Raw genomic sequence first — 15214 nt, 5'->3', positions numbered from 1 at the left:
TGGAGAAGGTGATGATGAAGCCAACGGTCCACAGCATCGCGGAGTTAAGCTGAATACGGCCTTGGTACATGGTGAACAGCCAGTTGAAGATTTTCACCCCTGTCGGGATGGAAATGATCATCGTGGCAATCCCGAAGAAGGCGTTAACGTTGGCGCCTGACCCCATGGTAAAGAAGTGGTGCAGCCAAACGATAAACGACAGAACGGTGATCGCGATGGTTGCCCATACCAGTGAGGTATAGCCGAACAGACGTTTCTTCGAGAAGGTGGCGGTGACTTCAGAGAACACACCGAACACTGGCAGAACCAGGATATACACCTCTGGGTGACCCCAGGCCCAAATCAGGTTGATGTACATCATCATGTTGCCGCCCATATCATTGGTAAAGAAATGGGTGCCCAGATAGCGATCCAGGGTCAGCAACGCGACGGTGACGGTCAGAATTGGGAAGGAGACGATGATCAGCACGTTGGTACACAGCGCCGTCCAGGTGAACACTGGCATCTTCATCAACGGCATGCCAGGGGCACGCATCTTCAGGATGGTGGCGAAGAAGTTCACACCGGTCAACAGGGTACCCAGACCGGAAATCTGTAGACTCCAGATCCAGTAATCGACCCCGACGCCAGGGCTGTATTCCTTGCCCGATAGCGGAGGATAGGCCAACCAGCCGGTCTGTGCGAATTCACCGACACCCAGCGAGATGTTGATCAACACCACACCGACCACGAAGAACCAGAAGCTCAGGGAGTTCAGGAACGGGAAGGCAACGTCGCGGGCACCGATTTGCAACGGGACCACCACGTTCATCAGACCCACCACGAAAGGCATCGCCATGAAGAAGATCATGATGACGCCATGCGCGGTAAAGATTTGGTCGTAGTGGTGCGGCGGCAGGAATCCAGCCTCACCGGCAGACGCAAGCGCCTGCTGGCTACGCATCATGATGGCATCAGCAAAACCACGCAGCAGCATAACCATGGCCACGATGATATACATGATACCGATTTTTTTATGGTCAACCGAGGTCAGCCATTCGCTCCACAGCCACTTCCATTTGCCGAAATAGGTGAGCAGCGCCAGTAGCGCCAAGCCACCAATGACAATTGCAGCAACGGTGATCATGATGATCGGTTCATGCAACGGAACCGCATCAAGTGTTAATTTTCCCAACATCTGTTTATTCCTCGGCTCCGGCGTGAGCATGTTCACCCATGTCCATACCCTGGCTCATGTCCATGCCCTGGTGCGCGGAAGCATCTGCTGCGCCTTTGTGCATGTGCATATCACCCATGAATTTGCCAATCGTCTCTTTGAACAAATTCGGTTTGACACTGGAGAAGAACTCAACCGGGTTGTTTTCACTCGGCTCGGCCAGTTTGTTAAAATCGCTGGTGGTGTTAAGGGTATTAGGCGACCCCTTCACTTTGTTAACCCATTGATTGAAGTCGCCTTCGGTTGGGGTAACAATCGCAGTGAATTTCATGCCGGAGAAACCTGCACCGCTGTAACCACTGGAAATGCCTTTATACTGCCCAGCTTCGTTACCGATGAGATGCAGTTTGGTCTGCATTCCAGCCATCGCGTAGATTTGACCGCCTAACTGAGGGATAAAGAACGAGTTCATTACCGAGTTAGAGGTGACCTTGAATTCGACTGGAACATCTTTCGGGAAAGCCAACTCATTAACGGTCGCGATACCCTGCTCTGGGTAGATGAACAGCCATTTCCAGTCTAACGATACCACTTCGATGGTCATTGGCTTTTTGTCGGTGACAATCGGCTTGAATGGATCCAGCGCGTGGGTTGTTTTCCAGGTTATGGTGCCAAGGATGGCGATGATAATGATTGGAATGGTCCAGACGACCGCTTCAATCTTGTTGGAGTGTGACCAATTCGGACTGTACTTGGCGCTTTTGTTGGAAGCACGATACTTCCAGGCAAAGGCAAATGCCATGAAGATCACTGGCACCACAACGATCAGCATCAAGCCGATTGCCGTGAGGATCAGTCTTCGTTGCTCAACACCTATTGCTCCTTTGGGATCCATCAAAACCATATCGCAACCGCTTAGCAATACGGTGGCGACAATTAAGGATAACATCCCAATACTTTTATTGTATTTCTTAAGTCTCATCTAACGACCCCAATTACCAAGGCTCTATATTGTCGTTTCATGTGTGCGGGCATTTTACGGGAAGGTTGCAGTACTGTAAACATACTTAAGAGAGTGTCAGTGGCTTGTTGACACTTTCTGTTAAGGGGGTCACACATGTAACCTTAGGTGACAATTTACTAATGGCAACAATATGTTGGCGAGCTGAATCGATCCGGGAGGTCGCTATGTCATGGAAAAACAAGGGTATATCAGGGTATTCCGTCAGCGGTGGTGAGGCGGTAATAGGTGAAAAAAGGGTTATTTAATGTAAATTTTTTGTTTTATCTAGGTAAATTAAATTGTATTTCCGAGTGTTTTACTCGGGTAAAAAAATAGCTTTGGCGAAAATATTAAAATTTTAACGAAATAAATTCGTTTTTCTGATGCTTTTTTGTTGGCCGAATTTTATCGGCCAACAAAAAAATCACGCTAATTGCGTTCGGCGCAACGCCAGGTAGTCCAACAGGCTACCCATGATAATCCCCACCAGGCTCAGCATGGCACCGATTTGCAGCAGCTGCACAGCGAGGTCGGGCCAGTTGGTCCAATCCAGTGCGTTGGCGATCAGCAGCAGTAGCCATAGGCCTAGCAGCGAGCAACCGACGCCCAACAGACGCAATGCCCAGCGGTAGGCGGCACGGAACTCTGTGCGTGGCATAAAGTTGTCAGTACGTTGCGTGTACTCCAACGTCTGGCGGCAGATTAATAGCAGTAACAGGCCTGGAACCGCAGCTGCGATGGAGAACAGGTAAAACAGTGGCCAGCCATGGGCGGTCACAAACCAACCGGCAATCGGCCCGACGTAAACACGGCCAACGGCGGAGAGCGCCGAGAGCAGGGCAAACTGGGTGGCGGAGAAGGATTTGTTGCACAGGGTCATCAGCAGGGCGACAAAGGCTGCGGTGCCCATACCGCCGCACAGGTTTTCCAGGAAAATGGCGCTGCCCATCGTCAGGATGTTTTTATCGGTGATCGCCAACAACCAGTAACCAATGTTGGACACTGCCTGCAGAATGCCGAACAGCATCAGCGCCCGGAACAGGCTGAGACGCTGCATCAATATGCCGCCGAACAGGGCCCCGACGATGGTAGCAAACAGACCGAGCGTTTTATTCACCAGGCCGACCTCGCCGGCATCGAAGCCGACCCCGCGGATCAGAAAGGTAGTGCTCAAACTGCCGGCAAAAGCGTCACCCATCTTATACATCACGATCAGCAACAGGATTAGCCAGGCATTGTTACGGGCGAAGAAGTCACGTAGCGGGGCGACTACCGCCAGCTCCAAGGTGCGCGGCGCAGGAATGCTGTCGTCCGGTTCAGGGGCCATCAGCGTAGCGGCAACGCCAATCAGCATCAGCCCGGCCATTAACCAGTAAGTCGCCTGCCAGCCGAAATAGCGATCGGCTAACCAAAGGGCCAGCCCGCCGGAGACCAGCATCGCCAGGCGATAACCCAGTACCGAAACTGCGGCCCCGGCCCCGCGCTCTTCGGCCGTCAGCAGATCGGTTTTGTAAGCGTCAAAAACAATATCCTGCGAGGCAGAACAGAATGCCACCACCACCGCCAGCGCGGCCAGCCACCACAGGTGCTGTGACGGATTCATAAACCCCATTGCCACGATGGCCACTACCAGCAGCAACTGGCTGATCAATAACCAGCCACGCCGCCGCCCAAGGAACGCAGGCGTGTAGCGATCCATAAACGGTGACCAGAGGAACTTGAACACGTAGGCCTGACCCACCAGAGAGAAGATACCAATGGTTTTAAGATCGAGGCCTTCGACGGTCATCCAGGCTTGCAGCGTGCCGGAGGTCAATGCCAACGGCAGCCCAGAGGCAAAGCCCAACACTAACAGGATGACGGAGTTACGCTGGGTAAAAATATTCAGATACTGTTTCGACATGAGATCCCGATCTGCGCTGCCCGGTTAACCGGGCAGCGCAAGGCACTGATTGCCTATTAACGCGCGTTTTGCTTGATGAATTCGTTGACGCTGATGTCTTGCGCCATATCGGCGATGACGTCACCCAGTACGGTGTTGACCGCATCGGTGATTTTGTCATTGCTGGCGGTGAAGGCACCCTGCACGTTATAGGTAGAACGGTAGTTCTTCACCTGCTTGTTGCCATTTTTGGCCTGCGCGATGATTGAAATATCCGCTTTGGTGGTGATGTTGTAGCGCAGGTTGCCTTGGGAAACGTCAGCAAACAGCGTATTCACCACGATCTGCAAATCAACCGCACCTGACGGCCCAATCATATAGCCACGCGCGCCCATTTGCTTTTCCAGCACTTCTTGCAGCAGGAAGCGCAGGTCGCGCGATGGGGTCAGGGTGATCAGTTGGCCATCACGGTTCACTTTGGCCAGCGCCTGATCTGGGCGTTGATCGGCACCGTTAATGCTGATGGTGATCCCTTGCAGGGTAGGATCCTGCTGAGGCAATACGATCTTCGGGGTAACGTTCAGCGTATTGGTGCTGGTAGCACAGCCAGCTAACAACAGTACAGCCAGCAGCGGAAGACAAAGTTTTTTTAACATTATGACTGTCTCATCAATCGTGGTTTTATGCCCGGTGCTGTTCAAGCCCGCGGGCAGGGTTGTGGGTGCTTGATAATCAAAGCGCTAGAGTCAACGATAAATTGCCGTCATCATAGCATTGCCAACAACGGGGGGAAGTGTTGAAGTTGGCCGTGACGTAAATTTTTCCTCAACCAGGATAAAAACAAGCTTTTTCGAGCGGCTCAATCGGATAAACCTCAACTGAGCTGCTTTTATTGATGGATTTTTCAGCATTGAGCTGTGGGATTTACGATAGCCATGTTCTGGCAGGGGCAAAACCGACTAATATTAAAGTAGAACCTGGTAGTCTGCCGGTGTCGTAAGGAGATCCTATGATCCGCGAGCAAATAGAAGCAAAGTTAAGGGCGGCGTTTGAGCCCGCGTATCTGGAAGTGACTGATGAGAGCTATCGGCATAACGTTCCTGCTGGGTCCGAAAGTCATTTCAAGGTGGTGTTGGTGAGCGACCGCTTTGTCGGCGAACGTTTCCTGACCCGGCATCGTTCCATTTATGGCGTGTTGGCGAAGGAACTGGAAAACGGCGTGCACGCGCTGGCATTGCATACCTATACCCTGAAAGAGTGGGAAGGGCTGCAGGATACGGTTCCGGCTTCGCCACCCTGTCGCGGTGCGGGCACGTTGGCTTAAAATCTAAAATTTACGGTATCAGTGGAACTTTTACCCGTAATTAAGGTATTACTACTGACGAATTTTGCAACGGCCTGCGGGCCGTTGCTGTTTTTGACGACGACAAAGCCGACGGCTTTTGCAGCTCTGATGGCTATGGCATCAAGGTATTTGGGTGAAAAATCGGCAAAAGTGTGATTTTTAACGCGCCAGTACTGCCTTGCCATCCTCGACTAGCTACGCTTGCGCCGCTATAATGTCGCGTCTAATTTTTCCGGAATGGTTTCGGAACGCTCTCGACATCAGGGAACTCGGTTTTTAATGTAGCCGTCCTGGTTCTTGGAACGGAGTTGACCGAGCACTGTGATTTTTTTGAGGTAACAAGATGCAAGTTTCAGTAGAAACCACTCAAGGCCTTGGGCGCCGTCTCTCTATTACTGTACCCGCTGATGTTATCAATCAGGCAGTAAAGAAAGAGCTGATCAACGCAGCTAAAAGCGTACGTATCGACGGTTTCCGTAAAGGCAAAGTGCCAATGAACATCGTCGAACAGCGTTATGGCGCTTCTGTCCGTCAGGACGTGCTGGGCGATCTGATGCAGCGCAACTTTGTTGATGCGATCATCAAAGAGAAAATTAACCCGGCCGGCGCACCAAACTACGTACCGGGCGAGTACAAAGAAGGCGAAGATTTCGCTTTCACCGTGGAATTCGAAGTCTATCCAGAAGTTGAGCTGAAAGGCCTGGAAAGCATCGAGGTTGAAAAACCTGTGGTTGAAGTTAACGACGCCGATGTGGATACCATGCTGGAAACCCTGCGTAAGCAGCAGGCGACCTGGAAAGACACCGACGGCGCAGCCACTGCTGAAGATCGCGTGACTGTTGACTTCACCGGCTCTATCGACGGCGAAGAGTTTGAAGGCGGTAAAGCCGCTGATTTCGTTCTGGCTATGGGCCAGGGCCGCATGATCCCAGGCTTCGAAGAAGGTCTGGTGGGTCATAAAGCCGGTGAAGAGTTCACCATCGACGTCAACTTCCCAGAAGATTACCACGCAGAAAACCTGAAAGGGAAAGCGGCCAAGTTCGCGATCGTGCTGAAGAAAGTTGAAGAGCGCGAGCTGCCAGAACTGACCGAAGAGTTCATCAAGCGTTTCGGCGTGGCTGATGGTTCTCTCGCCGGTCTGCGTACTGAAGTGCGTAAAAACATGGAGCGCGAACTGAAAGGTGCCGTGCGTAACCGCATCAAGACTCAGGCTATCGACGGTCTGGTCAACGCTAACGAAATCGACGTGCCAGCGGCACTGATCGACGGCGAAGTCGACGTTCTGCGTCGTCAGGCTGCACAGCGTTTTGGTGGCAACGAGAAGCAAGCGTTGGAACTGCCACGCGAACTGTTCGAAGAGCAAGCCAAACGTCGCGTTGTCGTCGGTCTGCTGTTGGGCGAAGTGATCAGCACCAACGATCTGAAAGCCGATGAAGACCGCGTTAAGACCCTGATCGAAGAAATGGCTTCCGCCTACGAAGATCCGAGCGAAGTTGTTGAGTTCTACAGCAAAAACAAAGAGCTGATGAACAACATGCGTAACGTTGCTCTGGAAGAACAAGCGGTAGAAGCCCTGCTGGCTAAAGCGAAAGTGACTGAAAAAGCCACTACCTTCAGCGAGCTGATGAACCAGACTCAACAAGCGTAATGCTGGTTGACGCCAGGATCGACCTGATGGCAGGTCCATGCCTGGCGGGGGGTTCCTTACAAGGCCCGTAACTTTGGTTACGGGCTTTTCTTTTGCCACGTGACTGATTAATCTCGGCTTAACTGTGGCAATATGCACTATATTTATTGGGTCGAGGATGAATGGCGGTAGCGGAAGGCCAGTGGTTGTGACCTTGCCTGCCACACAGGGATGTTGGTGAAAATTGTTCACCGGGCTTGAAATTCGCTCTGTGACCCCCCAATTCCTACAACAGTATGGGCCGCTTGATCCGCCTGGCGGAATGATAGCGCCGTCAAATCAGTGTGGAGCCTGTCGATGGCTTGAACGTAGTCATGATGGCCGTTCTCAAGTAGAATCGACAGACAATGGCGCCAAGGCAATTTCTATTAGGAGACGGTAATGTCATACAGTGGCGAACGAGACCAATTTGCACCTAACATGGCACTGGTGCCGATGGTGGTAGAGCAGACTTCGCGCGGGGAGCGTTCTTACGATATTTATTCCCGCCTGCTGAAAGAGCGCATTATCTTCCTGACCGGCCAGGTTGAAGATCACATGGCTAATCTGATCGTGGCGCAGATGTTGTTCCTCGAGGCAGAAAGCCCAGAAAAAGATATTTTCCTGTATATCAACTCACCGGGCGGCGTGATCACGGCTGGCATGTCAATCTATGACACCATGCAGTTTATCAAGCCGGACGTCAGCACCATCTGTATGGGGCAGGCGTGTTCCATGGGGTCGTTCCTGCTGACCGCAGGCACCAAGGGCAAGCGTTTCTGCCTGCCAAACTCCAGAGTGATGATCCACCAGCCGCTGGGCGGCTACCAGGGCCAGGCAACGGATATTGAAATTCATGCGCGTGAGATCCTGAAGGTGAAGGCACGCATGAATGAGTTGATGGCACAGCATACCGGCCAATCGCTGGAACAGATCGAACGTGATACCGAACGTGACCGCTTCATGACTGCGGAAGACGCGGTAGAATACGGTCTGGTCGACAGCATTCTGACGCACCGCAGCTAAAACTATACCCGAAGGGTCACAGGCTGTAGTGCGGTACCTGCCGCCAGAAAGGTTACGGGTACAGCGCGGCTTGTGGGCCGATAGGCTATAGTATTCAGAGCGGGCCTGGCTCGCTTTAAACAGCGTTATCGGCGTTCCCGGTATAAAGTTTGGGCGCATTGTCGCCGCGTAATGGTGCGGGACAAAGACAAAAGAAGAGGTTTGACTCATGACAGATAAGCGCAAAGACGGTTCAGGTAAGTTGCTGTACTGCTCTTTCTGCGGCAAAAGCCAGCATGAAGTGCGTAAGCTGATTGCCGGTCCGTCAGTGTATATCTGCGATGAATGTGTTGATCTGTGTAACGACATTATTCGCGAAGAGATTAAAGAGGTTGCGCCGCATCGCGAGCGTAGCTCATTGCCGACACCGCACGAAATTCGCCACCACCTGGACGATTATGTCATCGGTCAGGAGCAGGCGAAAAAAGTGCTGGCGGTGGCGGTCTATAACCACTACAAACGCCTGCGTAACGGCGATACCAGCAATGGCATCGAACTGGGCAAAAGCAATATTCTGCTGATCGGCCCAACCGGTAGCGGCAAAACCTTGCTGGCAGAAACGCTGGCACGTTTCCTGGATGTGCCTTTCACCATGGCCGATGCCACTACGTTGACCGAAGCCGGTTACGTGGGTGAGGACGTGGAAAACATCATCCAGAAACTGTTGCAGAAATGCGACTATGACGTGCAGAAAGCCCAGCGCGGCATCGTCTATATCGATGAAATTGACAAGATTTCACGTAAGTCAGACAACCCGTCCATCACCCGTGACGTTTCGGGCGAAGGCGTGCAGCAGGCGTTGCTGAAGCTGATCGAAGGCACGATTGCGGCGGTACCACCACAGGGCGGGCGTAAACATCCGCAGCAGGAGTTCCTGCAGGTGGACACCTCCAAGATCCTGTTTATCTGTGGCGGCGCGTTTGCCGGCCTGGATAAGGTGATTGGCCAGCGCGTTAACACCGGTTCCGGTATCGGTTTTGGTGCCACGGTGAAGGGGGAATCTGAAAAAGCCACCGAAGGCGAACTGCTGTTGCAAGCAGAGCCGGAGGACTTGATCAAATTTGGCCTGATCCCAGAGTTCATCGGTCGTCTGCCGGTAGTTGCTACCCTCACCGAACTGAGTGAAGAAGCACTGATCCAGATCCTGAAAGAGCCGAAAAATGCCCTGACCAAGCAGTATCAGGCGTTGTTCAATCTGGAAGGGGTAGATCTGGAATTCCGCGAGGAAGCGCTGAACGCCATCGCCAAGAAGGCTATGACGCGTAAGACAGGCGCCCGTGGCCTGCGTTCGATTGTCGAAGGCGCGCTGCTGGACACCATGTACGATCTGCCGTCGCTCGATAGCGTAGATAAAGTGGTGATCGACGAATCGGTGATCGCTGGCCAATCCAAGCCGTTATTGATTTACGGCAAACCGGAAGCGCAGGCTTCTGGCGAATAATTAGCCAGTCAAACCAGAAAGTTAATCGTTAAAGGGGGATTTTATCCCCCTTTTCTTTTTCTCTACATTGTTACCGTTGAATGTAAGAGATTCATCCCCATATACTCATAATCCAGATTTTGTGAAACGTTTGATGCTGGCGTCTCATGAGATCACCCTAATCCTGGCGGAAATTAAACTAAGAGAGAGCTCTATGAACCCTGAGCGTTCCGAACGCATTGAAATCCCCGTGTTGCCATTGCGCGACGTGGTGGTTTATCCGCACATGGTGATCCCGTTGTTTGTTGGCCGGGAAAAATCGATTCGGTGCCTCGAAGCCGCAATGGATCACGATAAAAAGATCATGCTGGTGGCGCAGAAAGAGGCCTCGACGGATGAACCTGGCATTAACGATCTGTTCTCGGTCGGTACCGTAGCCTCGATTTTACAGATGCTGAAACTGCCGGACGGCACGGTCAAGGTGCTGGTCGAAGGTTTGCAGCGTGCGCGTATTACCACGCTCTCCGACAGCGGCGAACACTTCGCTGCCCAGGCTGAATATCTTGAGTCACCGGCTATCGACGAGCGTGAGCAGGAAGTCCTGGTGCGCACGGCGATCAATCAGTTTGAAGGCTACATCAAACTGAACAAAAAAATTCCACCGGAGGTGCTGACGTCATTGAACAGCATCGACGACGCTGCGCGCCTGGCGGATACCATCGCTGCGCATATGCCGCTGAAGCTCAGTGACAAGCAGTCGGTGCTGGAGATGTTCGATATCACCGAGCGTCTTGAGTACCTGATGGCGATGATGGAGTCGGAAATCGACCTGCTGCAGGTTGAGAAGCGCATCCGTAACCGCGTCAAGAAGCAGATGGAAAAGAGCCAGCGCGAGTACTATCTGAATGAGCAGATGAAGGCGATTCAGAAAGAACTGGGCGAGATGGACGACGCGCCGGATGAACACGAGGCGTTGAAGCGCAAGATCGAAGCGGCCAAAATGCCGAAAGAAGCGCGTGAGAAAACCGAAGCGGAACTGCAAAAGCTGAAAATGATGTCGCCGATGTCTGCGGAAGCGACCGTCGTGCGTGGCTATATCGACTGGATGATCCAGGTGCCGTGGAATGCGCGCAGCAAGGTGAAAAAAGACCTGCTCAAGGCGCAGGAAGTGCTCGATACCGATCACTACGGCCTGGAACGCGTCAAAGACCGCATCCTCGAGTATCTTGCAGTGCAGAGCCGCGTCAGCAAAATCAAGGGTCCAATCCTGTGCCTGGTAGGGCCTCCTGGCGTGGGTAAAACCTCGCTGGGGCAGTCGATCGCTCGTGCGACCGGCCGCCAATATGTCCGTATGGCGCTGGGCGGCGTACGTGACGAAGCGGAGATTCGCGGTCACCGCCGGACTTACATCGGCTCCATGCCGGGTAAACTGATCCAGAAAATGGCCAAGGTTGGGGTGAAAAACCCGCTGTTCCTGCTCGATGAGATCGACAAGATGTCATCCGACATGCGTGGCGATCCGGCTTCAGCCCTGCTGGAAGTGCTGGATCCAGAACAGAACGTGGCGTTTAACGATCACTATCTGGAAGTGGATTACGATCTGTCCGACGTGATGTTCGTGGCGACCTCCAACTCGATGAACATCCCGGCACCGTTGCTGGACCGTATGGAAGTGATCCGTCTTTCCGGCTACACCGAAGACGAAAAACTGAACATCGCCAAACAGCACCTGTTGCCAAAGCAGCTTGAGCGCAACGCGTTGAAGAAAGGCGAACTGACGGTGGATGACAGCGCCATTATCGGCATTATCCGTTATTACACCCGTGAAGCCGGGGTGCGTAGCCTGGAGCGTGAAATTTCCAAGCTGTGCCGTAAAGCGGTCAAGTCGCTGCTGATGGACAAGAAGCTCAAACACATCGAGATCAACGGTGAGAACCTCAAGGACTATCTGGGCGTTCAGCGTGTTGATTACGGCCGTGCAGACACCGAAAACCGCGTAGGTCAGGTAACCGGGCTGGCATGGACGGAAGTGGGCGGCGATCTGCTGACCATTGAAACCGCCTGCGTACCGGGCAAAGGCAAGCTGACCTACACCGGTTCTTTGGGTGAAGTGATGCAGGAGTCGATCCAGGCCGCGTTGACCGTGGTACGTGCACGTGCAGAGAAGTTGGGAATCAACGCCGATTTCTATGAAAAACGTGATATCCACGTCCACGTGCCGGAAGGGGCGACGCCGAAAGACGGCCCAAGCGCCGGTATTGCCATGTGTACCGCGCTGGTTTCCTGCCTGACAGGCAACCCGGTGCGCGCCGATGTGGCGATGACCGGTGAGATCACCTTGCGTGGTCATGTGTTGCCGATTGGTGGCCTGAAAGAGAAGCTGCTGGCGGCACACCGTGGCGGTATCAAAACCGTGCTGATCCCTTACGAGAACAAGCGCGATTTGGAAGAGATCCCGGACAACGTCATTGCCGATCTGGAGATCCATCCGGTACAGCGAATCGATGAAGTTTTGAACATTGCACTGGTCAATCCGGCCTTCGGCGCACAGCCGGTAGCGGTAAAATAGTGACGTATAGCAAAAACCATTGATAAAACTCATGCTGGCAAGCCAATTCGGACTTGCCAGTATTTTTTTGTGCCGCTAAGTTAGATCCCTGTCGGCTCGCGTTTTGCCGCCGTTTGGTGGCTTGCCAAGGCACGACGGGATTGATATAACAGCAGCGCTGTCGTTACCGTAGGGATTTTTCGGTGCGACGTTTTGAATTCTAGAGGGGATGATAGAGTGAATAAGTCACAACTGATCGACAAAATTGCCGCGGGTGCTGATATTTCTAAAGCGGCAGCAGGGCGTGCTTTGGACGCAATTATTGCTTCCGTTACTGATTCCTTGAAAGAAGGGGATGACGTGGCTCTGGTTGGTTTCGGTTCTTTCACCGTGCGTGAGCGTTCAGCTCGTACCGGCCGTAACCCGCAAACGGGTAAAGAGATCAAAATCGCGGCAGCCAAAGTTCCGGCTTTCCGTGCAGGGAAAGCCCTGAAAGACGCAGTAAACTGATTACGGCGTTTAATCGCATCGCGTCGCTGGTAAACAATCACCTGACGCAGCGGTATTGGTAAGGTAAGATATAAGGCGCATCAGGTTGATGCGCTTTTTTTATTTTTGTCGCAGGGAACGCGCCTGCACAAGGGTTGTTAATCCACATCACAGCGGAGTGTTGTCACACTATGATGGACAATTTACGCGCGGCTGCTAACCACGTCGTGCTAAAAATCATCCTGGGGCTGATTATCTTGTCATTTCTTTTGACTGGAGTGGTCAGCTATCAGGGAAGTGCCGGCGATTACGCTGCGAAAGTAAATGGCCAGGTGATCGAACGCGCCCAGCTGGAACAGGCTTTCCAGAGTGAACGTAGCCGTATGCAGCAGGAATTGGGTGACCGTTTCTCTGCCATGGCTGGCAACGAAGGTTACATGCAGCAGATGCGCCAGCAGGTGCTGTCTCAACTGATTGACAAGTCGCTGCTGGACCAGTACGCGAAGACGCTGGGCCTGAGCGCCAGTGACGATCAGGTGAAAGAGGCTATCCGTCAAGAAGCCTATTTCCAGACGGACGGCAAGTTCGACAATGCCAAATATCTCGACTTGATTACCCGTTCAGGCTTTAGCGCAGATCAATATGCGCAATACACGCGCCAGCGGTTAATCAACCAGCAGATGATCCAGGGCTTCGGCGGTTCCGATATCGTCCCGCCAAGCGAAGCACAGTCTATGGTTGCGCTGGTACTGCAAGAGCGCGACGTGCGCCTGGCAACGATCGATCTCAATGCCATGATGGCCAAGCAAACCGTCACCGACGAAGAGCTGAAGGCCTTCTTCGAGCAGAACAAAAATAGCTTCATCGCGCCAGAGCAGGTGAAAGTGAGCTTTATCCCGCTGGATGCCGCGGCATTGCAGGATAAAGTGACCGTTACCGAAGCGGATATCAGCGCCTATTATGATGGGCACCAGAGCAGCTTTGGCCAGCCGGAACGCAAAAAATTCAGCGTGATCCAGCTGAAAACCGAAGCGGAAGCCAAAGCGGTGTTGGAAGAGCTGAAAAACGGTGGTGATTTCGCTGCATTGGCGAAAGAGAAGTCCACAGACATCATCTCACGCCGTACCGGTGGCGAAATGGACTGGATGGAACCAGACACCACGGCTGACGAACTGAAACAGGCCAATCTGACCGAAAAGGGTCAACTGTCTGGCGTAGTGAAGTCTTCAGTGGGTTACCTGATCGTGCGCCTGGACGATATCAAGCCAGCGTTGGTGAAGCCATTGAGCGAAGTGCATGATGCTATCGCCAAGCTGATCAAGCAGGAAAAAGCGGTAGATGCCTACTATGCGTTGCAGCAGAAAGTCAGCGAGGCGGCAACCAGTGATAACGAGTCCCTGGCCTCAGCGGAAGAAGCCGCTGGTGCCAAGGCGGCTAACACCGAATGGTTTACCCGTGACACGGTTCCTGCTGAGTTGAACTTCAAGCCAGTTGTGCAAGCCATCTTCGATGGTTCGCTGATTGGCGAGAACGGTGCACCAGGCAGCAACTCTGACGTTATCACCGTTGACGGTGACCGCGCGTTCGTGATCCGCGTTGTGGCCCATCAGCCGGAAGGGATTGAACCTTTCGACAAGGTGAAAGATCGCGTAACCGCGATGGTCAAACACAACAAGGCACTGCAAGAAGCCAAACTGCAGGGCGAAAAACTGCTGGTTGAGTTGAAGCAGGGCAAAGGCGATGAGGCGATGAAAGCCGCTGGTCTGAGCTTCGGCAGCGTACAGAAAATGGCACGCGCCCCGGAAGACAGCCAACTGGTTGAAGCCGTATTCGCACTGCCGCACCCGCAAGCCGGTAAAGTGGTTTACGGCATGTCGCAGGATGCTCAAGGGAACGTGGTGTTGATCGCTCTGGATAGCGTGAAGCCAGGCTCTCTGCCAGCAGACGAAATGAAAACGTTCGTCAGCAACATGGAGAAAGGGAGCGCTAGCGTGATCTTTGATGCCTTGCTGACTAACTTGCGCAAAGAAGCCAAGATCAAAATGGGTGCCGCTGAGCAGCAACAGCCGTAATCTCCGTTCTCTGGTTTTGTAGGGGCACAGCATGCTGTGCCCTTATTCCTCCCTACAGTGTACGGGAATAAGCACCGCATTTTTTTGCAACAGCTTGAAAGACTCAAAGGCCGCTTTCGCGGCCTTTTCCACATTTAAACTCTGCCATTTGCCGATCTTCCGCCGCTGCGGCAAGGTAACCTTGCTGTCAAACACAAGGAGGATACAGCATGCAACTTAGCGAAAATAAAGCCTTTAGCCGTTTTACCGTTATCCGCCAGTTACTTTTGGCGGCGGCTCTGTTTGGCCTGATAGGGAGCTCGGCGATTGCCGCAGAGAAACCCTCTCAAGGGCAACCACCGGCCGCTGCGGTATCGCCTAAGATCACTGTTCCGGTTAGCCCTGAAGCGCAAAGCGAAGGTGAAGCCAAGGTCAGTATTAACCAGGCAGATGCCGAGGCGCTAGCCAGCGTGTTGAACGGCGTAGGGCTGAAAAAGGCGGAGGCCATAGTGCGCTACCGCGAACAGAACGGGCCGTTTAGCGAAATAGACCAGCTACAGGAGGTGCCGGGGATCGGTCCCTCCTTGGT

General features: G+C 53.1%; 12 protein-coding genes. 8 read left to right on the top strand and 4 right to left on the bottom strand.

The features are described from left to right. From ACLQ7H_RS11095 to ACLQ7H_RS11080, 4 genes are all read right to left on the bottom strand, one after another. Positions 1-1177: cbb3-type cytochrome c oxidase subunit I (locus tag ACLQ7H_RS11095; RefSeq protein ID WP_411752713.1), on the bottom strand; the 1177-nt coding region annotated here is incomplete at its 3' end. A gap of 4 nt (positions 1178-1181) precedes the next feature. After that, positions 1182-2138, bottom strand: coding sequence for a cytochrome o ubiquinol oxidase subunit II (gene cyoA, locus ACLQ7H_RS11090; RefSeq protein WP_411752712.1), 957 nt, complete (start codon positions 2136-2138; stop codon positions 1182-1184). 445 nt (positions 2139-2583) lie between these two features. Then, positions 2584-4062: a muropeptide MFS transporter AmpG gene (gene ampG, locus ACLQ7H_RS11085; RefSeq protein ID WP_411752711.1), complete on the bottom strand. Its 1479-nt coding sequence runs from the start codon at positions 4060-4062 to the stop codon at positions 2584-2586. Positions 4063-4118: 56 nt separating this feature from the next. Further along, entirely contained in the window at positions 4119-4697 is a 579-nt protein-coding gene (locus ACLQ7H_RS11080; RefSeq protein WP_411752710.1) for a lipoprotein, read from the bottom strand. A 353-nt stretch (positions 4698-5050) separates the two neighbouring features. Between ACLQ7H_RS11080 and bolA the strand changes: the two genes are divergently transcribed. The 8 genes from bolA to ACLQ7H_RS11040 all read left to right on the top strand — a co-directional run. Continuing rightward, entirely contained in the window at positions 5051-5365 is a 315-nt protein-coding gene (bolA, locus tag ACLQ7H_RS11075; RefSeq protein ID WP_411752709.1) for a transcriptional regulator BolA, read from the top strand. A 364-nt stretch (positions 5366-5729) separates the two neighbouring features. Further along, positions 5730-7034, top strand: coding sequence for a trigger factor (gene tig, locus ACLQ7H_RS11070; protein WP_411752708.1), 1305 nt, complete (start codon positions 5730-5732; stop codon positions 7032-7034). Positions 7035-7454: 420 nt separating this feature from the next. Further along, positions 7455-8078, top strand: a complete 624-nt coding sequence (gene clpP, locus ACLQ7H_RS11065; RefSeq protein WP_411752707.1) for an ATP-dependent Clp endopeptidase proteolytic subunit ClpP — start codon at positions 7455-7457, stop codon at positions 8076-8078. Positions 8079-8286: 208 nt separating this feature from the next. Beyond that, positions 8287-9558, top strand: a complete 1272-nt coding sequence (gene clpX, locus ACLQ7H_RS11060) for an ATP-dependent protease ATP-binding subunit ClpX (protein ID WP_411752706.1) — start codon at positions 8287-8289, stop codon at positions 9556-9558. A gap of 193 nt (positions 9559-9751) precedes the next feature. After that, complete coding sequence (lon, locus tag ACLQ7H_RS11055) at positions 9752-12106, top strand: endopeptidase La (RefSeq protein WP_411752705.1); 2355 nt, start codon at positions 9752-9754, stop codon at positions 12104-12106. A gap of 216 nt (positions 12107-12322) precedes the next feature. Beyond that, a complete protein-coding gene (gene hupB, locus ACLQ7H_RS11050) occupies positions 12323-12595 on the top strand; it encodes a nucleoid-associated protein HU-beta (protein ID WP_004954599.1) in 273 nt (90 codons plus the stop codon). Between the two features lie 170 nt (positions 12596-12765). Beyond that, positions 12766-14646 carry a peptidylprolyl isomerase gene (gene ppiD / locus ACLQ7H_RS11045; RefSeq protein ID WP_411752704.1) on the top strand — a complete coding sequence of 627 codons (1881 nt, stop codon included), beginning with the start codon at positions 12766-12768 and terminating at the stop codon, positions 14644-14646. A 209-nt stretch (positions 14647-14855) separates the two neighbouring features. Then, the coding region (locus tag ACLQ7H_RS11040) for a ComEA family DNA-binding protein (RefSeq protein WP_411752703.1) at positions 14856-15214 on the top strand (359 nt) is incomplete at its 3' end.

Source organism: Serratia sp. (in: enterobacteria), from assembly GCF_046715635.1.
Classification (GTDB): Bacteria; Pseudomonadota; Gammaproteobacteria; order Enterobacterales; family Enterobacteriaceae; genus Chania.
This window is presented reverse-complemented; position numbering and strand designations above follow the sequence as displayed.